This is a genomic window from Chitinophaga sp. W2I13 (genome assembly GCF_050434005.1).
In the GTDB taxonomy this organism is placed as follows: domain Bacteria; phylum Bacteroidota; class Bacteroidia; order Chitinophagales; family Chitinophagaceae; genus Chitinophaga.
On the sequence record NZ_JBNPWD010000001.1, the window covers coordinates 5,022,992 to 5,049,667 of the forward strand.

1 protein-coding gene is annotated in these 26,676 nt (G+C 50.4%); it reads left to right on the forward strand.

The features are described from left to right. Positions 1–523: 523 nt before the first annotated feature. The gene (locus QFZ48_RS20830; protein ID WP_429063419.1) at positions 524–26,674 is read left to right on the forward strand and encodes a Calx-beta domain-containing protein; all 26,151 of its coding nucleotides are present in this window, start codon (positions 524–526) and stop codon (positions 26,672–26,674) included. Positions 26,675–26,676: the final 2 nt, after the last annotated feature.

Genomic DNA, 26,676 nt, shown 5'->3' on the forward strand with positions numbered 1-26,676 from the left:
TCAATAAAAGATGAGTGCAAGACACTCCAACGGACAGTAGATTGCCCGGGAGCGCCATGGTACAGCGTTCCCGGGATTTTTTTTCAGTCAGAAGCGAAGAGGATGTAGTGTAAATACTACAGATATATTGAACTATAGTGACAACCGCGTATATATTGTTTATCTACTTTTGCTTTGAAGATTTGTTCCGTTGAGTCATGTGAACAACTCTGTGTTTTTCAGGAGTAACTAACGATGCCCGTATCTTTTTTTGTGATCTTAACATTACATTTCCTATGGAGAGCTTTACCCAATTTCCGCAACATGCGGGCCTTACATTTTGTGCTGGCACAAATCCCGTTGATTATTAAACCTGTGATGCTACATGTGTCAGACCGCCGATGCCTGAAAAGGGCTGTCCGTTGGTCTTAACAAGCAACCATATCTGAATACGAGCATGTAAAGGTTCCCCTGGGAATCTTTCCCGGTCCGCTATGTTTAACATGGTGGTCAGGGTCCCTCATTACCCAAAGTTTATTGCATTATGTCCCTCTTCAATGTTCCGAATCCCGATTCAAGATTTTTCAGCAAAAGCTGTAAGCGTTTGTTGCTGGCTGTGTTTGGCATGATGATGACCGTTGCTGCAACGGCCAACACCTTCCCCGTTACCAATACCAATGATGCGGGGCCTGGTTCGTTCAGACAAGCCATCCTGGATGCAAACGCTGCAGGCGCGGGGCCGCACGATATCACGTTCAATGTGCATGGGCAGATTACGCTGACCTCTTCCATGCCGACGATAACGGCAAAGAAGCTGACTATCGACGGGCAGAACAAGATTCTGCTGTATTCCACCGGTACCAATTCCATCATTAATCCTTTTGTGATTAATGCGGACAGTGTAACCATCCGGAATTTTACGATACAGAATAACGGGGACATTGATGTGGACATTTTTCCGAACAGGACAGGCATCACCATTGATAATATACGGTCTTTCAGTACAGTAGGTAACTTCCTGAATGCATTTATGAGGGTGCAGGGAGCATCTACGGATCTAACGGTAAAAAATATATATTCCTCGGATGTAGAACCTGCCGGTGCGGCGCCATTTATCGGGCGGGCTTTTTATTTTACCAACGGCATGCAGACCAACCTGGTGATGGACAATATCCAACTCAGCACGGCAGGGAACGTGCGCGGTAGTGAAGGTATTGTGTTCAGGGATGCGGGCGTGAGCGGGTTTACACTGACGAATAGTAATGTCAGCGGTTTCCAGAATGCTATTATATTAGATAATACTGGTGGAGCCGTGGAAACAGCGAATAATGTGCTGTTCAGGAATGTGACCATAGATAGTTTATGGAGTGGTGTGTCATTAGGAATTTATTGTGATTATCCTGCTACCAATTTTGAAATTAACAGGACTACGGTGGATATGAATGTGATAGGTACGGATGATGACGGCGACTATGCTATCCGCTTCGACAATACCACAAACGGTATCACCCTGGACTCTATCAGTATAAATGAAAATGATATCTATAACGTATGGTTCAATGGAGCCGCCAGCAACATTACGATCAGTAATGCCCTGATGGAGAGTCGTGTGCCCGGACTTTACCCTACCAGTACTTTTATAAGATTTGAAAATACGGTAAATGGCGTTAATATCAGTAATTCAGTACTGGATGGCGACAAACTCGGCAATACGGATGATTCGGACTATGGGATCTATTTCCTGAATACGGCAACGGGTGTGACCATCAACAATGTTACCCTTAACGAATTTGATATTGCGGGGGTGGTTGCAAGCGGAGCGGCGACTAATTTCCAGGTGACCAATTCAAAATTTACCAATAATAATGATGGTATTGGATTCGCCGGGAATTTTGCACGCAGTAATGTAGATATTGTTAACTCTTCCTTCCGCAACAGTGTGCGGTCCGGTATTGTGCTCAATGGCGCCAATGCCGTTTCTGACTATGACCTCACAGGCGATACGGTAGTTAATAGCGTTAACCACGGTATTTGGTTTTATGGTGGCGCAGGCATAACGAATGCGGAGGTAACGGGTTGCGTTATACGTGATAACGGTGGGGCAGGCGTTTATAATGAATCGCCCAACAAGGTGGTCATTACCAACAACTCCATTTATAATAATACCAGCCTGGGCATCGCAAACCCGGCTGGTAACTGTACTTATACGGCTGCCGCGGGCAAAGCGCCGGTACTGGTGTCGTCCACCGCGCTGGGAGGGGGGCAGTACCAGTTACAGCTCACGATACCAAACATAACAGCCGGTGCGCAATACACGGTAGATATTTATGCCAATGATCCCGCTACGAGTAAAACGAGCGGGCAATATTATGTTACGACCTTAACGGGCGTAGCCGCCGGCACATCAACGCAAACGATCACTTACAATACAGGACCCGGCGCCACCGGCCTCGGTTTCTGGACAGCCACGCTTCGTATACCCGCCAACGATTGCGGTACATCGGAGTTTGGCAACAGCCTTCCCATGACCTTCAAGGGACCTGCCTGCGTGAACAACGGCATCCTGGCATGGTACCGGGCAGACCAGGCGGTGAACGGTGTGAAGTGGGGAGATATTTCCGGGAATGCCAATCACATGAACGTAATAGGTGATCCGGACAATACCACCGGCATGGTGAATTTTAATCCCGCTATTTATTATGATGGTAATGATGCTCACCTTGTACCCGCTTCGGCAGGCGTAACCGGCGCATATACCATGATGGGTTTGAGCCAGCTGGAAGGCTCACAAAACGGTCGTGTATTCACCAGTTCTACCGGTAATAAATTATTCGGCACACATGCGGGATTCGAAAACCGGCTGTATATAGAGGCCTGGCTGAGCACCGGCAACGCCATTACTGCAAAAGGCAAGCTCTATTCTTTTGAAAGAGGGGCAACCGGTACGTATGAATTTAAAAGCAATGGCGCCCTGGTGAAAAACGGCGCTGCTTCTGATGCCGGCGTATGGACGCTGGATGTGGGCGGAGCCGCTTACGGGGAGTATTCAAAAGTATTTATCCCCGAGGTGTTCATCTACAACCGCGATCTTACACCTATAGAAATTCAACGCATTGAATCATACATGGCGTTGAAATATGGCATTACACTCAATGCCGGCACAACGGATTATGTTACCAGCGACGGCGCGGTGCAAATATGGACCGCTGCTTCCAATACAGGTTATGGCACGCGTATCACCGGTATTGGCCGCGATGATTGCAGCATGTTAAACCAAAAGCAGTCACTTAGCCAGGATACTGGTATGGTGACGATTTCATTGGGCAATGCTATTGCCGTTTCCAATGCCGCCAACACGAATACTTTCACGCAGGACAAATCATTCCTGGTATTCGGCGATAACAACGGCATCGCTAATTATTTCACCGCAGTAACCGGCGCTAATGTTACACAGCGCATGGGCCGTGTTTGGAAGGTGCAGAAATCTGCCGGCTGGAATAACAGTCAGCAGGTAACACTGAAACTGGAGGGCGGTACAGAAAACAATTACCTGCTCATCAGTACAGATGCTGCTTTCGGCACCATTACCCGCGAACTGAAACTCAGCAGCACCGGTACCGTAACCCTTTCCAGCGCCGACCTGGCCAATAGTTCCTTCTTTACTTTTGGCAAGCAGCAGCGATCTCCAGGTGGAGTAGCCACTAATCTGCAGGCATGGGTGAAAGCAGATGCAGGTGCCACCGTGGTGGATGGTAATATTACTAAATGGGAAGATCAGGCGGTGCAGAGAGAGTGGCCTTTAGCCATTGCCAACGCGCCCGTTAGCTGGCAAAAGAATACTATTAACTATAACCCCGGTATCAATTTCCTGGCGAATAACTATTTCAGCGTACCGAAGTTCACGGAAAGCTATACAGCGGGCGAAATATTTTCTGTACAGCTATCTAACCTGGCCGCAACTTCTACAGCTTTCAGCTTTCCGTTTGAATTTGGTGGCGACCCCACCGCAGTGGCCGGCCAGCCGGTTTACGTGTATAACGGAAGTCACTATACGCACTTCGGTACTAATACCCGTCCTGGTTACGCGTTAACTGGCATCAATATACAGCAGCCCCATTTATTAAATAACTGGAGCGCTCCCGGCAGCTGGTCGCTGAATTTTGATGGCAAAACGATCGGTAGCAGCACTACCTTCCCGGTTAATTTTTCCAGGGGTACAGCGATGAACACCGCCATAGGAGCAGGGCATTTCGCCAATTTCAACGGCCGCATGTCTGAGTTGATCTTCTATAACCGGCAGTTAAACACTACCGAGCGCGCGCAGGTGAACAGCTACCTGGCCCTGAAATACGGCCTCACTTTAAAAACCGCCGCCGGCGCTCTCACCGATTATCTCGGCAGCGATGGCAGTACCAAAATGTGGACCGCTTCCAAAAATACCGGCTATGGTGAACGTATCACCGGCCTCGGCAGGGATGATAATGGTACGCTGCTTCAGAAGCAAAGCCGTTCACAACTGGATGGCGCCAATGTAACCATTGGCATAGGCAGTGTTCTGGCAGCATCCAATATTGACAACAGCAGTGATATCGTTAACGATCTTTCGTTCTTTACCTTTAGTGACAATGGTCAGGCTGCAACATATAGCCAGGCCGTTACAGGGTTGGGTAATATTACCGTGCGCATGGCGCGGATCTATAAAACAGACCGTACCAACTGGGCTAAGAGCCCCATCAGCTTGTCGCTGACGAGCGGAAACAATACCAACTACCTGTTGGTAAGTAATGATGAAACTTTTGGAACAGGAGATAAAGCGTATGTGCTGGATGCAAATGGAAACGTTACGCTCGACAGCGATCAGCTGCCTGACGGCGCTTACTTTACCTTTGCTAATGTGCAAGCCGCACCGGCAGGTATAGCCGCTGGCCTGGAAGTATGGGCAAGAGCGGATAGCGGGGTAGCGGGTGGCAACGTTGCTACACAGTGGACAGAGCTGAGCCCATCACGCAGGGCATGGCCTACCGCAGGTGGAGGAGCAATGCCCTGGAAAGAAGCAGCCTTCAACTTTAATCCGGGTATCGGTTTCAGCAGCAATTATTTTGTGGCGCCTGAGTTTGCGAATGCATTTACCGCAGGTGAAATATTCTCTGTACAATTATCAAATATAGATAACACCGTTGCGACGCCAACTTATCCTTTTGAGTTTGGTGGTACTTATGCCAGCACCCAGGCGGTGTATACCTGGAGTAACAATAATCACTATACGTATTTTGGGTCTGGCACCGCGCGCAGGAATTTTGCTTACCCAGCTGGCGTAAATGTGCGCAATGCGCATATGCTGAATATCTGGAGCGCCACCAATGACTGGGCGGCTGGTATTGACGGCAAGGTATTACTAACTGCCAACGTTAATGCAGTGAGCTTCCTTTCACCAGCAGGAAGTAAGGATTATATCGGGGCCGGTCACAATGCTCCGTTCAATGGCGATATACCTGAAATAATATTATACTCCCGTAAGTTGAGCGCGGTGGAACGCCAGCAGGTACAATCTTACATGGCGTTGCGATACGGCCTTACGCTTGGAATAGGCACGCCGGTGGATTACCTGGCCAGCGATGGTACCACTAAAATGTGGACAGCCTCCGCAGGCGGCAGCTACGCCAGACATATCACCGGTATAGGCCGTGACGACAGAGGCATGTTGTATCAGAAGCAATCCGTAAGTGCAGATACCGGTGTGGTGACCATTGCTGCCGGCACTGCAGTTGCCACTTCCAACAAAGCCAATGCAACGGTTATTACCAACGATCTTTCCTTCCTTAGCTTCGGTGACGATGGCGGCGCTACTACTTACCTGACACCTGTTACCGGTATCAGTACTGTTAACAGCCGCATGGCTCGCATCTTCAAAGCACAGAAAAATAACTGGGCCGACCAGAATATCACTTTCAGATTATCCGGCGGCAACGCGCGGACTTATCTGCTCGTAAGCACTGATCCTACTTTTGGTACAGGTGATGCTACCTACGCATTGAATGCCGACAGCACTGTTACTATTAATAGTAACCTGTTGCCTGATGGCGCTTACTTTACTTTCGCCCGGATGATTACCGGGCCGAATGGTGTAAAAGATGGTATTTCCTTCTGGCTGCGTGCAGATGATGGTACATCCGGAGGTAAGCAGTGGAACGACTATAGCAACTTTGGCAATAACGCATTGCAGGGTGTGGTGACCGGTCAGCCTATTACTGATGCCAGGGCACTGAACTTCAACTACGGCCTCGTATTCGACGGTACGGACGACTTTTTGGATATTACTACTACACGTATAGATCCGGCTACGTCTACCGTTTTCGCGGTTGGCAATGGTTTAGGGGATATCCTTAGTTCGGGTGCAGTGGGCTCCAGTCATGGAATGGAATTCCGGACTGTTACAGGCAATAAAGTACAGTACCTGGAGAATGCCGCAGCAGTTGTAGCGGTAACCGGTGTAAACACCATCCTGCCTAGTAAACCCTATATTTTCAGCGCCACCCAGGTAAATAACACCCCCAACGGTATACGCATCTTTCAAAACTACACGCTTGACAACCAGGGGGCTATTAATTTAACGCCACTCACTGACAATTTAATTTCTATAGGCTCCCGTTCGATGGCTGCCCGCGCCCTCTACTGGAATGGCAATATGGGAGAGGTGATCGGCTATAACCGCGTATTATCTGATGCTGAGCGTCAATCGGTAGAATCTTACCTGGGTCTTAAATATGGTATTACGATCGGCAACGGCGCCACCGATTACCTGGCTACTGACGGGTCGAAATACTGGACAGCCGATGCCATCTATAAATCCCGCATTACCGGTATAGGAAGAGATAACGGTACTTCGCTGAATACCAAACAATCGCTCAGTGTAGATACTGGCTTTGTAACTATCTCCCTGGGTAATAATATTGCGATTACAAACGAACAGAATACCAACACTATTACCAACGATAAATCTTTCTTTGTATTTGGAGATAACGGGCAGCCCGCTGCTTCTTATACAAATATTATAAGCGGTACAAACGCTACCCGCCGCCTGCCACGTGTATGGAAAGTAGATAAAACCAACTGGGCTGATCAGCCGATCACCCTGAAAGCAGATGCGCCCGGCACGAAAGTATACCTGTTGATCAGCACAGATCCTACTTTTGCTACGATCAACCAGGAACTGCCGCTGAATACAGACAAGACGATTACACTCAATTCCAGCCTGATGCCTGACGGTGTGTATTTCACCTTCGGCGCCGCAGTAAAATATCCGGGCGGTGTAAGCAGTGGTAAACTGGTGTGGTTGCGCGCGGATCTGGGTACTTCTGCTAACGCAGACAATACGCCGATCGGCAGCTGGAACGACTATAGCTCTAACGGGAACAATATGTCACAGAATACGCCGGCCAGTCAGCCAGTGTATTTCAATAACGCCACCAACAACATGAACTTTAACCCGGTGGTTAAGTTTAATGGAGGCGCCAATGTGATCAATGCAATGACAGGTGTTACTTCTTTACTGAAAACAGGTACTTACACCGGAGAAGCAGCATTTTTTGCAGGTAGTCAATCGAATACTGTTGCCGCTGTTATCTATACAGAACCTGCCGGTACAGGCACGCAGTTCACCCTGCATGCCACCTGGTCTGATAATGTTGTTTACTGGGATGCACCGTATATCAGTAACCGCCTTAGTTATAACGCGGGAGATATCAATAACCAGATCATTCTCTGGACAGCCACCAATGACAATAATCTTGCTGCCAACCGGCAGTCCATTTACCGGAATGGGTTAAATGTAGCTAATGGTAACAATAACAGTGTGCTTACCGGTAACAATACTCCTTTCCAGCTTGGTTGGAACGGTCCTAACTCTTACAGTGGCCGCATGGGCGATCTGATCGTTTATGCAAACGCGCTTACGCCAAATGAGCAGCAGCGTGTGAATACCTACATGGCTATTAAGTACGGTATTAGTTTGAATAACGGCGCCTCTAACTATCTTGCCACCGATGGCAGTACAGTATGGAATGCCGCCACCAACACCGGTTATGGCAATTATATCACTGGTATCGGCCGCGATGACGCGGAAGATCTTAACCAGAAACAATCCCGGAATACGGCAGCTGGCATACAGCTGGCTATCGGCTTAAACAGTTTGTCTGAAACCAATCTGGAAAATGCCAACTCATTTACAGCGGACAAATCATACATGATATGGGGCGACAATGCCGGCAGCAGTCTCTTTAAAACGCCGCTTACTGGTCACCCGGTAGCAAACTACCGTATGGCGAGGGTGTGGAGAGTACAGGAAACCGGTACAGTCGGCAATGTTCAGGTAGCGGTGCCATACGATGCATTGCCCAATGCTGCGCAGACTTACCTCATTATCAGTAATGACGCTACCATCGACGGAGCAGACCAGTTTATCCCTGTAACTGCCACCACGCTCAACGGTGTAAAACAATATGCCGCCACGGTAGATTTAACCAATGGTCAATACTTCACGTACGCTGCGTCCATTAAGGCGCCTGGGGGTGTGGTAGGAACCAGCTTGTGGCTGCGCGCGGATGCAGGTACTTCCGGCACAACGGATAATACCGCCATCAATGGCTGGACGGACTATGCGTCTGACCTGAACAACGCAACACAGGTTACAACGGCTAATCAGCCACTGTATGCACAAAATGCAACTGATAATATCAACTTTAACCCGGTTGTAAAATTCAACGGCACCAGCCATCGTATGATACTGGATGGTACAAAACTACCTTTGGGTATAAGTGCAAGGACCGCAATTACTGTGACAGCCAACGCTGCAATCGCCAACCGCGGTGTAATCAGCTGGGGCAACCAGGTTGCAACATCCACCGGCAACCGTTATGCTATGGAGATAGGCGGAGGCCAGCGTTCTATTGAAACATCCAATAGCCGTTATGGCAATACAGGAGGCAATACCACGCTTCCTGGTATCACTATGTACACCAATGCAAGCAATACCACTACGGCAGCCACCCAGATGAGGATCAATGGTTCAGCCGCAGCAGTTGGACTTATAGCTGTCGGCAATCAGCCTATAAATACAACATCTTCCGCATTGGCTTATTTAGGTGATAACGTTCTTAATGGCGGCGGCTGGAATTACAGCGGTTCGCTGGGCGAAACTATTGTGTATGCCAATGCGCTTACTGCCACTGAACAGCAACAAGTTGAAAGCTACCTGGCCATCAAATACGGCCTGACGCTGAACAACGGAGCTTCCAATTATCTCGCTACAGACGGTACTACCTCCGTATGGACCGCTGCCACTAATTCAACACATAAAAATAACATAGCTGGTATTGGCCGTGATGATGTGGAAGGGCTTACGCAGAAGCAATCCCGGAGCATCAATGCAGGCTTCCAGCCCATAGTGGGCCTGGGCGGCATTGCTGAAAACAATTTTGCCAATACCAATACCTTCTCCGCAGACAAATCATATATGGTATGGGGCGATGATGGCGCCAGCACTTCCTTTACCACCGCTATCACCGGTAACCCTGCCGTAAGCACACGTATGGCGAGGACCTGGAAAGTACAGGAAACCGGTACCGTTGGTACAGTGGCCATTTCGATTCCGAAAGACCAGCTGCCGTTAAGCGCTACCACACCTTACCTGGTAGTGAGCAGCGACGCCACTTTTGACGGTGCAGATCAGTTCATTCAACTGTCTGCAGCCGATGTAAACGGTGTTCCAAGCTATTCAACTACACTTGATCTTACTAATGGCCAATACTTCACTTTCAGCAGCTTAGTAACTTCACCGGGCGGCGTGCCGGGTGAAATGCTGTGGGTGAAAGCAAATGCAGATGTGCAGGTGAACGGCAGCAACCAGGTAGAGCAATGGCTGAACCAAAGCGGCCCGATGGTTACTGAATTACGTGCTGCTCAACCAAGCCATACAAATCCGATCACTGCTTCGGCAGATATCGTTCAGGTTGCCAATGGTATTAACTTCAACCCGGCGGTTGACTTCAGCGGTGCAGTCGGCAAATCCCTGAAAGGAAATGCCCTCACTAACTGGAACACGTCGGCCGACCTCTTTATATTCTCTGTGAATCAGCGTGAAAGTACCGCAGCTGGGTTACAGGGTATTTTTTCCACCAATGGTAACTGGACAACAACAGGTGCTACGGGCAGGGGACTTCTTTTGAACTCCGGTAATTACGGTCTTGATGGCGCAGGATGCGTGGTGGCTCAATCCACGCCTTCTTATGCAGGGCCCATCATTGCGAGGGGCGTTTATGTAAATGCCGCCAATTCATTGAACGGAAGCACCTGGCTGAATGGCCTGCGAGGCCCCCTCGGTACCAACTGTGCACCGCAGGCGGATGGGTCTTTCTTTGAACTGGGCGGCCGCACAGGAGATGATAATACCTACGATGGTCGCATCTTCAATGGTAAGATTCCTGAAGTGATCGTATACAAATCAGCGCTTACACCTACCCAGGCGCAGCAGGTAGAATCTTACCTCGGCGTTAAATATGGTATTACACTCGACCAGACCACCGCACAGGATTACCTGGCTACCAATGGCTCGGTAATCTGGAACGCTACTGCCAACAACACTTATAAAAACAACATCTTTGGTATAGGCCGTGACGACGCAGAAGGACTTGTACAGAAACAATCCCGCAGCGTGCATACCGGCTCCATCCTCACCGCCGGCATTCGTTCTATTGCTGCTACCAATGCAGAGAACACCAATACTTTCGGTGCAGATAGAAGTTATCTCTTACTTGGCAGCAACAGCGCCGCCCTCACCGTAAGCGGTACAGATCTGCCGGTGGGCAGCTGTATCGCAGAACGCCTCACGCAGGAATGGAAAGCGCAGTACACCAACTATAATATCAGCACACAGCCGCTCAGTTTGCAGTTCGACCTGAACGGTATCACGGTAGGAGGTACTACAGCAGCCGATTTCACCATGATGATCGACCAGGATGGCGATGGTAACTTTGCTACCGGCACCGTTACTGAAATACCTGCTACCGCCTTTAACGGCGGTATTGTGAGCTTCGAAAATGTGAGTGCGGTTACAAATGGCGTGGTGTTCACGCTCATTACCAGTCATCCTGAACGCACCGCTAACCTGGTGCCGGATGCTACCGTGAGAACAGTGGCCGCTACCTGTATTAATAATGACACCCTTTATTTCATTGATCCATCTGATCCTAACAAATACATTGCCTCCATTGCCCTGAACGGCAATACCATGGATGTAACCAAACTGTCGGCTGTTGTTGACGTGAACAGGGATATGAATGCAGCGCTGGGTAAAAACAGCGGTACCGACTATGGTACCCAGTTGATGCGCAGGCTGGTGCATATTGCTTACACCGGCGCCAACCTGACCCAGAACGGTGGTATTACCCTCCGTCTCTTCTGGAATCCTGCAGAAAAAACCAATGCAGAAAATATGCTCTCCGGTACCCGCGGCGTAACCGGAACGCAGCGGTGGACCTGGTTCAAACATACCGGTGATTTTACCGCTACCCTGGCCGACCTGGCTCCTCAGGGACTGGCCAATATTACAGAGATCACCCCGTCCGCTACGGGGCAGCAGGATGGCGTGGAATACGTTGAATTCAGCGGTATTCAGAACTTCTCCACCTTTGGCGGTTTAACGGCTGTCAAAGAAGTGCTGACCATCACCAAAGCGCAGGACGGTACAGAAGGTACACAGAACGGTTCCTTTAATATCAACTTGCCTGCATCCATAACGGCTACCGAAGATATTACCGTGAACTATACCGTAACAGGTACCGCTGTTAACGGCGCCGACTACACGTCGCTGACCGGCACCGTTACCTTCCCTGCTGGAAGTAACAGTGTAGCCTTGCCGGTAACAGTTACCGACGATAACATACTTGAAACAACAGAAGGAGTGACGGTTACCCTGAACAACGCCATCGGCGCTACCAGCGGCAACGCTTATAATATCGCCGGCACACAGGCAGCCGCTTCTCTGACCATTGCCGATAACGACAGTAATGATCCTGCTAAAACTGTTGTAGGTGTAACCTGGGATAGTGATGCAAAGGAACCGGCAACTAACGGCGCCTTTAAAATCAGCCTGCCGGCAAATATTATTTCGTCGGAAGATATTACCGTGAATTATGCTATTGCCGGTACCGCTACACCAGGCGCCGATTATGGTGTGCTGAGCGGATCTGTTGTAATTCCTGCGGGCGACAATGGTGTAATGTTACCGGTGATTGTAGGCGATGACCAGTTCGTGGAACAACCTGAAACCGTATTGCTGACAGTAACCGGAGGCAGCTCCGCCAACTTTACACTTACCTCCAGCACTACCGCCGGTAATGCTACGGTGAACGTGATAGATGATGAGAACATACCCGCTAACCTGGTAATGAGTGTAGCTAAAACTGCCGACGGGTCAGAACCTGCAGTTAATGGCGGCTTTACGATCAGTTTGCCAACAGGTATTCTCTCTACTGACGACATCACCGTCAGCTATAACATCGGTGGTACAGCCATAGGTGGGTCTGATTATACCGCTCTTACAGGTACGGCTACTATACCTGCGGGCCAGCCCAGTGTATCCCTGCCCGTTAGTGTAACCGACGACGATATCATTGAAAATACAGAAACCGTGCTTGTAACGCTCACGGGCGGTACCAGCGCCGGCGCTACCTATACTGCCAGCACTACCAACGGCAGCGCATCACTTAATATAACAGATAACGATAACACCGCGCTTAACCGTGTACTGAGCATCACCAAAAAAACAGATGCTGCTGAACCGGGCACCAATGGTGAGTTCACCATCAGTTTGCCTGCCGGTATCACCGCATCAGAAGATATTACCATAGCCTATACGCCTACCGGTACTGCCGCCAGTGGCACAGATTACACCGCCCTGGGAACAACTGTTCTGCTGCCAGCAGGACAAAATAGTGTCTCCTTACCGCTCACCGTTGCCAATGACCAGATCATTGAGAACACAGAAACCGTTATTGCAACGGTGACCGGCGGTACCAGCACCAACTTTGCATTTACGGCTAGCGGCACTAGCGGCAGCGCAACGGTAAATATCGCAGATGACGATAATACCGCTGCAAACAATGTTTTAGGCGTACGTAATGCAGGCAACGCTTCCGAGCCAACCACCAATGGCGCCTTTAAAATTGGCCTGCCAACAGGTGTTACTTCTTCAGAACCTATTACCGTCACTTATACTATCGGCGGTACCGCTACTAACGGCACCGACTACACTACGCTTGCTGGTACGGTGATAATACCCGCCGGCCAGGACAGCGTTACGGTACCGGTAGTTGTGGCGGATGATAAATTACTGGAAAACACAGAAACGGTTATACTCACCCTGTCCGGCGGTATATCTTCCAGCTTTACGTTTACGGCCAGTCCAACTAATGGTAATGCTACCGTAAATATTTCAGACGATGATAACACCGCTCTTAACCGTGTACTGAGCATCGCCAAAACGAGCGACGGTGCAGAACCTGCTACCAATGCAGGATTCCGCATCAGCCTGCCTGCGGGCATACTCCCGTCAGAGGCGATTACCGTAAACTATACCATTGGAGGTACTACCACTAACGGAACGGACTATACGACTTTAAGCGGTACCGCAACAATTCCTGCGGGACAAAATGATGTAGCACTACCTGTTACCGTTACCAACGATCAGATCATAGAAGGTACTGAAACAGTAGTGTTAACCATCACCGGTGGCAGTAGTACTAACTTCGTTTACACTGCCAGCACCACGAATGCGGCTGCTTCTGCTAACATTACCGACGATGATAACACAGCAGCCAACCGTGTGTTGAGCATCAGCAACGGAGGTAACGCGGCCGAACCAGGTACTGCCGGCAAGTTTATGGTAAGCCTGCCTTTGGGCGTCACGGCTTCGCAACCTATTACGGTGACCTATTCCATAGCAGGAACCGCTACCAGTGGTACGGATTACGCCGCTATTACAGGAACACTCACCATACCGGCTGGGGAAGACAGTATAGCCGTGCCGGTTACAGTTATCAATGATAATATCATTGAACCAACCGAAACAGTGATCATGACTATCAACAGCGGAACCGGTGGCGGATTCAGTTATACTGCATCTGCAACGGCTAAAACTGCTACCGTAAATATTACGGATGATGACAATACCCCGGCTAATCTTGTGGTGAGAGTCCAGGTAGCCCGTGATGGGGCTGAAGGTGGCAGCACTGTGAGGTTCAATTTCCTCCTGGCTCCGGGTGTTAGTAGTTCTGAACCTGTAACGATAAAATATACGATAGGGGGTACCGCAATATTAGGTACGGACTATAACGGTCTATCTGCGGGACACTTCACCGGAACAGCTGTTATTTCCCCAGGAACTAGCACTGCCACAGCGGGTACCATAGTGGATGATCAGATTATAGAGGGCACAGAAACAGTGGTACTTACCATCACCAGCGCCTCTTCCGCCAGCTATACATTTGCACCTGATCCGGTTGAAGGTAGCGCTACGGCAAATATCATTGATAACGATGATACGCCGGGCAACCGGGTGCTCAGCATCACCAAAGCAGGAGATGCAGCCGAACCGGCAACACACAACACCTTCAGGATTAACCTGCCAACAGGCGTAACGATCGCCCAGCCTGTTACCGTGAATTATACGGTAAGCGGCACGGCCACTGCAGGTACAGATTACGCGAACCTTAGCGGTACTGCGATCATTCCTGCCGGTGCAACAGGTGTAACACTGCCTGTAAACGTAATCGATGATGACCTCATTGAGAATAACGAAACAGTAGTGGTAACCATTACGAGTGGAACCGCCGGCAGTCTCACTTTCACTGCCAGCCCAACGAATGGCACAGAAACCATGAACATTGCAGATAACGATAACACCACCACCAACCGGGTGCTCAGTATCGTGAAACAGTCAGATCTCGAAGAACCTGCTGGGGACGGTAGCTTCAAGATTAGCCTGCCTTCCGGTGTACTCTCATCAGAAGCCGTAACGGTTAATTATACCGTTGGCGGAACCGGTACCAACGGTGCAGATTATACTACATTAAGTGGCAGCGTAATCCTGCCCGCCGGTCAGAACAGCGTGATCATTCCTGTAGCGATATCAGACGATAAGATCATGGAAGGTACAGAAACGCTGACCGCCACCATTACCAGCGGCGCCAGCACCAGCTTTGCATTCACTGCCAGCACTACCAACGGCAGTGCTACCGCTGATATCGTGGATGACGATAACACAGCGGCAAACCAGGTACTGGGTGTAGCTAAAGGTAGCGATGCCGCAGAACCAGGCACCAATGGCGCCTTTATCATCGGACTGCCAAAAGATTATACCGCGGCTTTACCAATTGCGATAAATTATACCATAACAGGTACTGCCGGAAGCGGCACCGATTATACGGCATTAACAGGCTCGGTAATCCTGCCGGCCGGACAAGACAGTGTATCCGTACCAGTTAGTGTGATCAACGACCTGGTAGTAGAAAACACCGAGACTGTGATCCTCACGCTCACCGGTGGCACCAGCACTGGCTTCACTTACACCGTTAGCCCAACAAATGCTAACGCTACTGTAAATATTACAGATGACGAAAACTCACTGGCTAACCGTGTACTCAGCGTTACCAACACCGGCAACGCGGCAGAACCAGGTACCAACGGAGCGTTTACGATCAGTTTGCCTGGCGGAATAGTACCGTCAGAAGACATCAACGTCACCTATACGATCGGTGGTACAGCCACAGGTGGGTCTGATTATACCGCGCTTACCGGCACAGCGGTGATCCTCGCCGGCCAGGATAGTGTAGTCGTTCCCGTAACCGTGATCAATGACCAGACCATAGAAGGTTTGGAAACAGTGACTCTGACTGTCAGCGGTGGAACCAGCAGCAACTTTGCATATTCCGCCAGTACCACCAATGGTAATGCCACCGTGAACATTGCGGATGATGACAATACCGCCGCTAACCAGGTACTGACCGTTACCAAAAAAGCGGATGCAGCAGAACCAGCCACCAATGGTAGCTTTACTGTGAGTCTGCCTGCAGGTATCCTTGCAGCCAGGGACATACAGGTAACCTACAGCATAGGCGCCGGTACCGCAACTCCTGGCACAGATTACAGGGCTATCACCGGTACTATTACCATACCTGCCGGTAAAAATGATGTAACCGTTCCTGTGACGGTGATAGACAATACCGTGATTGAGCCGGATGAAACCGTGATCCTGAATATTTCGGGAGGAAATGATACACAGTTCAATTATACCGTGGCAAGTGGCGGAGGTTCCGCTACGGTAACAATCACCGACAACGATCATGTTACCAACAGCAATATCGTGCTGCTCACCAAAGTATCCGACGCCATAGAGGGCGGTACGAACGGCCAGTACAGGATTTCCCTGCCACCGGGCGTTACCAGCTCTGAAGATGTGGTGGTGACCTTTGCGCTCCCTACGACCCCTGGTACCCCTACGGGAGGAACAGCCAATAATACAATTGACTATAATTTGCTGGGACTGTCGGGAGGTAATATTGTGATACCGGCAGGCGCCAACGAAGTGTTCATAGATGTGGATGCCGGCAACGACGGTGTCATTGAAGGGCCTGAAACTGTGGTACTGACCCTGCTCAACGCAGCCTCCAGCAGTTATCCGTTTACAATAGATCCTGCAGGTAATGGAGCGGTAGTAAATATTATAGATGCCAATGCGGCCAGCAGTACACCAATACAGGTAATTACCGGCACCAATGCCGCAGAACCAACCACCAACGGCAGCTTCACCGTGAAGCTGGCAGGTGTGGCTACTTCTGCATGGCCAGTTACGGTAGGATACCGTGTGTCAGGTACCGCCGTATCCGGTTTGGATTACGAGGCATTGGGAACCATTGAGATTCCGGCTAATACCAATGCTATATCCGTACCGTTCATAGTGAAAAACGATAAGATAATTGAGCCGGTCGAAACAATGACCATTACGCTCTTGTCGGGCAGTGCTACAGATGGTGGTGGCAACGCCTTCATCTTCCCGCCTGATCCGGCTAATGATGATATTACAGTGACCATCGCAGATGATGATGCCGTGGCAGCTAACCAGGTACTGAAAGTGGTGAAAACCACCGACGCGGGAGAACCGTCTGCCGCTGGTGCCTATACGGTAAGTCTGCCGGCTGATTATACGTCCGCTGCCAATATTACGCTGAGCTATACCATGAGTGGTACTGCCACACGTAATACCGATTACTCGATCAGTACTATTACGCTGCCGGCCAATAGCAACAGCATTACCTTACCGCTGACCGTAATAGATGACAAGATCATTGAGAATACAGAAACGGCCATACTGACCCTTACAGGTGGTACAGACGGTAATGCATTCACTTATACAGCAGATGCCACCGCTGACAATGCCACCGCGAATATCACAGATGATGATAATACTACCGATAATAAAGTATTGCTGGTAACCAACAGCGGTGACGGTGCAGAACCGGGTACCAATGGCGAATTCACCATCAAGCTGCCTAAGGGTATTACATCATCCGAGCCTATTACCGTAAGCTATACCGTAGCTGGTACAGCCATCGCAGGTACCGACTACACTGCCCTTACCGGCACTGCGGTAATACCAGCAGGCAAGGATAGTATAACTATACCGGTAGTGGTAGCAAACGACCAGATAATAGAAGGTACAGAAACGGTAGTAGTTACCCTCACCGGTGGTGTCAGCACCAGCTTTAACTTTACGCCTGCAAACGGTAATGGCACGGCTACAGTGAACATCACAGATGATGACAACACAACGGCTAATCAGGTGATCAGCGTCAGCAAAACCACTGATGCTGCAGAACCAGGCACCAACGGCGCATTCTCTGTGAGCCTGCCCGCAGGTGTGAGATCTGCACAGCCGGTAACCGTAAATTATACGATTACAGGTACCGCCGTTAATGGAACAGATTACGCAACACTCTCCGGCTCCGTGGTAATACCTGCCGGTGATAATAGTGTGCCTGTACCGGTAACCGTTACAAACGATAATATCATTGAAGGAACTGAAACAGTGATACTCACTGTTACAGATGGCGCTTCACAGAGCTTTGTCTTCACTGCCAGCACTACCAATGGTAATGCTACCGCAAACATCGCAGACGACGATGCGGTTGCCGCTAACCTGGTACTCAGTGTCGCCAAATCAAAAGATGCCGCTGAACCAGGCACCAACGGCTCGTTCCGTATCAGTTTGCCCGCAACGTATACTGCATCAGCGCCTGTAACTGTAAATTATAGTATCTCAGGTACTGCCGCTGCCGGCTCCGACTATGCCGCACTTAGCGGTACTGCAACCATACTCGCCGGACAAAGCGGTGTAACAATACCCGTGAATGTTATAAATGAGCAGATCATTGAAAACACGGAAACCGTGATCATGACGCTCACCGGCGGAACTTCCGGCAGCTTCACCTATACGGCCAGTACTACCAATGGTAATGCTACCGTGAATATTGCAGATGATGACAACACAGCCGCCAACCTGGTGCTGAGTGTGATCAGAACCACTGATGCCGCTGAACCTTCTACTAATGGCGCATTTGTGGTCCGCCTGCCGAGAGGAGTGACCGTTTCAGAAAATGTCACCGTAAACTATAACATGGGCGGAACGGCTACCAATGGCACTGACTACACCAGTCTGAATGGCACGGTAGTAATCCCCGCAGGTCAGGACAGCGTATTAGTTCCGGTAACCGTAACCAATGATATGATCATTGAAGGTGACGAAACAGCTATCATGACACTTATAAACGGAGCAAGCACCAGCTTCAACTTCACCGCGAGCACCACTAATGGTAACGCTACCGTGAATATCGAAGACGACGACAATACGCCGACTGGTCTTGTACTGAATATCTCTAAAAATACAGATGGCGCAGAACCATCCACTAACGCGGCATTCACGATCAGTTTGCCTGCCGGATACACCGCCTCCCAGGATATTACCGTGAACTATACCGTAGCCGGTACTGCCACCAGCGGTACTGATTATGGAGCACTCGGCAACACCATTGTGCTGCCTGCAGGTAAAGACAGTGTGTCCCTGCCGGTAACAGTAATAAACGATCAGATTATTGAGAATACGGAAACAGTGATCGTTACATTGACAGGAGGAACCAGTACCAGCTTCAACCTGGTAGCCAGCAGTACCAACGGCAGCGCCACAGCAAATATTACAGATGATGAGGCCAGCAACCCGGCCAACCTGGTGCTGGGCATTACACGCACTGATGACGCAGCTGAGCCTTCCACCAATGGGGCCTTCAAGGTAGGTTTCCCTACAGGTATCACGGCTGCAGAAGATGTTATCGTAAATTATACCGTAGCAGGTACTGCTACCACCGGTGCGGATTACACCGCCTTAAGCGGTACAGTGGTGATCCCGGCCGGTCAGGATAGTGTAGCCATCCCCGTTATTGTTGCAAACGACCAGATTATTGAGAATACAGAAACGGTGATAGCAACCCTCACAGGCGGATCATCGGCCAGCTTTACCTTCACCGGTACCACTAACGACACCGTGAATATCGCTGATGATGATAACGTGGCAGCCAACCTGGTGTTGAGCGTAACTAAAACAGGAGACGGTGCAGAACCAGGTACCAACGGCGCCTTTAGTATCAGCCTGCCAGCAGGTTACAGGGCATCGGAAGATGTTACCATCAACTATACCATAGCTGGTACTGCTACCAGCGGCACAGACTATACCGCTCTCGCGGGCACAGTAGTGCTCCCTGCCGGAGATAACAGTGTAGCCGTTCCGGTACTTGTACAAGACGATTCAGTGATTGAGAGTACCGAAACCGTGATCATGACGGTTACCGGCGGCGCCTCCACCAGCTTTACGCTGACCGGTAGCACCACCAATGGCCGCGATACAGTGAATATTACAGACAATGACAATACTGCCATTAACCGCGTGCTGAGCGTAGTGAAAACTACCGACGCCGCTGAACCAGGCACTAATGGCGTATTCACCATCACCCTGCCGCTGGGTGTTACAGCAGATGAAGACATCACTGTAAATTATACCATCGGTGGTACAGCAACCAGCGCGAAAGATTACACCGCGCTGAGTGGTTCAGTGATAATCCCTGCGGGCGAGGACAGCGTAACGGTAACAGTACCTGTTATCAACGACCAGGTAATTGAAACCACCGAAACCGTGATCCTCACGCTTACAGGCGGAGCAAGCACCAACTTCAACTTCACTGCCAGCACTACCGGTGGTAATGCTACCGTGAATATTGCAGATGATGATAACATCCCGGCTAACCTGGTGATTAATGTTACCAATCCTGTTAACGGTGCAGAACCGGCTACCGACGGCACATTCACAGTAGGGTTGCCAACGGGATACACAGCCGCGGAAGACATCACCGTTCACTACACCATAGGAGGCACCGCTACAGGGGGCGCCGATTATGCCGCCCTGAGCGGAACAGTAGTGATCCCTGCGGGTCTGGGTAGTGTGCCCGTAGTTGTAGACGTGACCGATGACGACATCATAGAAAATACGGAAACAGTAATATTAACGGCGACAGGGGCTACCTCCACCAGCTTTACACTCGTGGCAAGCAGCACCAGCGGAAAGGATACTGTGGATATCGCAGACAACGATAACACAGCGGCTAACCGGGTACTGGGCGTAAGTAATGCGGGCAATGCAGCTGAGCCGTCAACAAATGGCAGCTTTAAGATCGGATTGCCGCTGGGGGTAACCTCGGCCGAAGATATTACCGTGAATTATACGGTAAGCGGTACAGCCCTGGCCGGCGGCGATTACACCACCCTCACGGGTACAGTGATAATTCCTGCCGGAAAAGATAGTGTAGTGGTACCCGTTACTGTGATTAACGATCAGATCATTGAAAACAGTGAAACGGTGATCCTCACGCTTACAGGTGGTACAAGCACCAGCTTTACCTTCACTGCCAGCACTACCAACGGTAATGCTACCGTGAATATTAACGATGACGATAATACCACTGCGAACCGTGTACTGCTGGTAACCAAAACAGCGGATGGTGCAGAACCAGGCACCAACGGCAACTTCAAGGTAAGCCTGCCTGCCGGTATCACTGCTGCAGAAGACATCACCGTGAATTACGCTATCACCGGCACCGCCGTGAATGGTACGGATTACGCTAACCTTACCGGTTCAGTAGTAATACCTGCCGGCGACAACGAGGTAGCTGTACCGGTAGTCGTAACAAACGACCAGATCATTGAAGGAACTGAAACCGTGATCATGACGCTGACAGGCGGTTCCTCCACCAGCTTTGCATTCACTGCCAGCACTACCAGCGGTAATGCCACCGTAAATATCGCAGATGACGATAACACGGCTGCTAACCGCGTGCTCCAGGTAACCAATAGAAACGACGGCGCAGAACCAGGTACGAACGGCAGCTTTAAGATCAGTTTCCCTACCGGGGTTACTTCATCTGAAGACATCACCGTTAACTATACCATAGCAGGTACTGCTACAGGGGATAAAGACTATACCGCCATCACCGGGGTGATCACCATCCCTGCCGGTAAGGATAGTGTAATAATACCGGTTACGGTAACAAACGACCAGATAATAGAAGGTACTGAAACCGTGCTGATGACCCTGAACGGTGGTACATCTGCCAGCTTTACTTTCACAGGAACAAGTAGTGCTACGGTGAACATCACGGATGATGATAACACAGCGGCTAACCGGGTACTCAGCGTCACCAAAGCAGCAGATGCATCAGAACCTTCTACAGCCGGTGCATTCACGATCAAACTGCCTGCTGGTATTACGGTATCAGAAAACGTAACCGTAAACTATACCATCGGCGGCACCGCCACCGCAGGTACTGATTACACCGCTCTCAGCGCATCGGCAGTAATACTGGCCGGTCAGGACAGCGTTACTGTACAAGTACCAGTGATCGACGACAAGCTCATAGAAAATACAGAAACAGTGGTGATGACGCTGAACGGCGGCACTTCGGCTAACTTTACATTCACAGGCAGCAACAGCGCCACCGTCAACATACTCGATGACGACAGCACCGCTGCTAACCGCATACTGAATGTAACCGCCACCAAAAACGCGGCAGAACCAGGTACGGCCGGAGAGTTTACCATCAGCCTGCCTACGGGTATCACCTCATCTGAAGCAGTTACCGTGCACTACACCATCAATGGTACTGCCACCAGCGGAGCAGATTACACCGCCCTCAGCGGCACCGTGGTAATCCCTGCAGGGCAGCCAAACGTTAAGGTAGCAGTACCGGTGATCAACGACCAGATCCTGGAAAATACCGAAACGGTGAATATGACTATCACCAATGGTACTTCTGCCAGCTTCGCCTTCACGGGTGGCGGCACAGCAACGGTGAACATCACAGACGATGAGAACACAGCTGCCAACCGCACACTGAACGTTGTAAAAACAACAGACGCAGCAGAACCTGGCACTAACGGAGGATTCAAAATCGGCCTGCCTTCAGGTATCATTACTTCCGAAGCCATCACCGTAAATTATACCATCGGCGGCACTGCTGCCAGCGGTAAAGATTATACCGCCATCACAGGAACAATTACCATCCCTGCCGGTAAGGATAGCGTGATCGTACCGGTAACCGTAATCGACGATCAGTTGATCGAAAACACGGAAACCGTGGTCATGACACTGAACGGCGGAACATCCACCAGCTTTGCCTTCACCGGTACTGGTAATGCTACTGTGAATATTACTGATGATGAAAACACCGCAGCTAACCGTGTGCTCACTGTCACTAAGGTAACTGATGCATCAGAACCAGCTACCAACGGTGAATTTAAAATCAGCCTGCCTGCCGGTATCGCTTCTTCCGAAGATGTGACCGTTAACTACACCATCGCCGGCACGGCCACCAGCAATACGGATTATACTGCCATCACCGGAATCATCACCATCCCTGCGGGGACAAATAGCGTGAGCGTACCGGTAACAGTAATAAACGACCAGTTGATAGAAAATACCGAAACGGTGATCATGACATTGAACGGCGGTAACGCTGCCAGCTTTGTCTTCACCGGCACCGGTAATGCTACTGTAAATATTACGGATGACGAGAATACTGCGGCCAACCGCGCGCTGACCGTCACCAAAGTAACAGATGCATCAGAACCTGGTACCAACGGGGCGTTCAAAATCAGTCTGCCTTCAAACATTGCTTCATCTGAAGACATCACTGTAAACTATACGATCGGTGGTACTGCTACCAGCGGTACAGACTATGCCGCCATCACTGGAACCATCACCATTCCTGCAGGCCAGGACAGCGTGATCATACCGGTAACAGTGATAAATGATCAGCTGATAGAAAATACAGAAACCGTGATCATGACGTTGAACGGCGGAACATCCACCAGCTTCACCTTCACCGGCACGGGCAACGCTACCGTGAACATCATCGACGATGAAAGTGATCCGGCTGGTAAAGTGCTGAGCGTAGTGAAAACTACCGACGCAGCAGAACCGGGTACCGATGGTAAGTTTACCATCAGCCTGCCTGCAGGTGTTGCTTCATCTGAAGATGTTACCGTGAACTACACCATCACCGGTACCGCTACCAGTGGTGCAGACTACACCGCACTCACCGGCACCGTGATCATCCCGGCCGGTCAGAACAGCGTGAGTGTACCAGTAACAGTAGAGGACGATCAGCTGATTGAACACACCGAAACCGTGATCATGACACTGAATGGCGGCGCTTCCACCAGCTTCACCTTCACGGGTACTGGTAATGCTACCGTGAATATTACAGATGATGAAGACACACCTGCAAACCGGGTACTGAACATCGTGAAGAAAGCAGACGCAGCTGAACCTGGCACCAACGGTGCATTTACAATCAGCCTGCCTGCAAATATCAGGTCCTCCGAAGACATCACCGTGAATTATACGATTGGCGGTACTGCTACCAGCGGCAAGGATTATACTGCCATCACCGGAACGATCACCATCCCGGCTGGCCAGAATAGTATAGACGTCCCCGTAACAGTGGCAGACGACCAGATCATTGAAGTAACTGAAACCGTGATCATGACGCTCAATGGCGGAACTTCCACCGGCTTCGTATTCACCGGCAACAGTAATGCTACCGTAAACATCACGGACAATGAAAGCAGCACACCAGCCAGCCTGGCACTGACCATCGCCAAAGATAAAGATGGTGCTGAACCAGGTACCAATGGCGGCTTTAAGGTGAGCCTGCCTACAGATATCACATCATCTGAAGACATTACGGTGAATTATACTGTAACAGGTACAGCCACCGCCGGCTCAGATTATACCACCCTCACCGGCACCGTGATCATCCCGGCAGGCGAGAATAGTGTAGCCGTTCCCGTGGTTGTAAAAGAAGACCAGGTGATAGAAGTAACAGAAACAGTGATAGCCACCCTCAACGGCGGCTCTTCTGCCAACTTCACCTTCACCGGAAATGGTAATGCTACTGTAAATATCACCGATGATGAAAGCAGCACGCCGGCCGAACTGGCGCTGACCGTCACCAAAGGTGCAGACGGCGCAGAACCTTCCACTAACGGCCACTTTACCATCGGTCTCCCAACCGGTATCACTTCATCAGAAGATATCACGGTGAACTATACCATTGCAGGTACCGCTACGCCGAATGGAGACTACACCGCCCTTACAGGTACGGCAGTTATCCCGGCCGGTCAGATTGGTGTTACCATACCGGTAACCGTATCAGACGACCAGATCATAGAAGGTACAGAAACCGTGATCCTGACACTGAACGGTGGCACATCCACCAACTTTACCCTCACAGGTACCGGCAGTGCTACCGTAAATATCACTGATGATGAAAATAACCTGGTGCTGAACGTCACCAAAAATGCCGACGGTGCGGAACCAACTACCAACGGCGGCTTCACCATTGGTTTGCCAACCGGTGTTACTGCTGCCGTGGATATCACCGCCAGCTACACCATAGCAGGTACGGCTAAAGGCGGCGCCGACTACACCACCCTTACAGGTACGGCAGTGATCCTGGCAGGCCAGAGCAGCGTTACCATACCGGTAACCGTAACCGACGATCAGCTGATTGAAGGAAATGAAACGGTGATCATCACAGCAACCGGCGGCACCGCCAATGGACTTGTGTTCACACCGGGTACCAACAATACCGTTACCATAAACATAGCAGATGATGATAACAAGGGCCTGGACCTGGTTGTAAATGCCACTACACCAAATGCGGCAGAACCAGCTACAGCAGGAGCGTTTACGATCAGCCTGGCAAGCGGCAAATTACCTGTGGAAGACATTACCGTTACCTACACAGTAACTGGTAGTGGCACAGCAGGCGCCGACTACACCGCCCTCACCGGCACCGCAGTAATTCCTGCAGGCCAGAGCAGCGTGATAGTACCGGTAAATGTAACAGACGACGATCTGATAGAACCAGCAGAAACAGTGGTACTCACCATCACAGGCGGTAAGTCGGCCAGCATTAACTACACGGCAGGTACCAGCAGTACTGCCACTGTAAACATTGCAGACGACGATCACACTAACCTGAACCTGCTCGTTACCGCCAGCAAACCGGATGCTACTGAACCGAATGTCAACGGGGCGTTCACGATCAGCCTGGCCAGCGGCAAGCGCACAGCCGAACCGATCACTTTACAATACATGATAGGTGGTACCGCTACACCGGATGCTGACTACACCGCCATTACCGGAACGATCACCATCCCGGCCGGCGCCAGCAGTGTAACCATACCGGTGAGTGTACTGGACGACAGTGAAGTAGAAACACCGGAAACAGTGGTGTTCATGCTCACCGGCGGACAATCAGCCAGCTACACCTTCACAAAAGGTGCTCCAGGCGACGCTACGGTTACGATCACCGACACCGATAAACTGGCGGGAGACCTGGTGGTTACCAAAGAAATCGTGACACCGGCAGTTGGTCCTTATCGCATGGGTCAGAACCTGACCTACCGCATCACTGTAAGGAATGCAGGTAATATCCCGGTAACCGCCGTGAAAGCAGAAGACCGCTTACCGGTACAGCTGGATGTGCCTAGTCATACTTCCGCAGAAAGAGGGGAGGTAGTAGTAACGCCAGCCACTAAGCTGATAGAATGGAACATCGGTGACCTGGCAGTGGGAGCTTCCGTACAAATGACGCTGACAGCCCGCGTAATAGAAGGCGGACAGCTGATCAACGAAGCTACTGCTTACAGTACAAACATGCCGGACGCCGACAGTGCCAATAACGTAGGGGTATCTGCAGTAGGAATAGAAGGTTCAGATTTATCCTTCCCGAATGTGATCACGCCAAACGGCGATGGTAAGAACGAAAGGTTCATCATCGGCGGGCTGGAGAAATATCCGGGTTCATCGCTGTACATCTTCAACCGCTGGGGCGGACAGGTGTACCAGTCGAAGGATTACCGTAACGACTGGAACGGTGCTAACCTGAACGAAAGTACCTACTACTATATACTGGAAGTGAAGAAGGAGAGTGGAATCAAAAAGTATAAAGGCTGGATAACAATACTGCGGTAAAA

Excerpts from the sequence above, each read along its gene's own strand:
- QFZ48_RS20830 (WP_429063419.1), top strand. The coding sequence starts at position 524 with ATGTCCCTCTTCAATGTTCCGAATCCCGATTCAAGATTTTTCAGCAAA.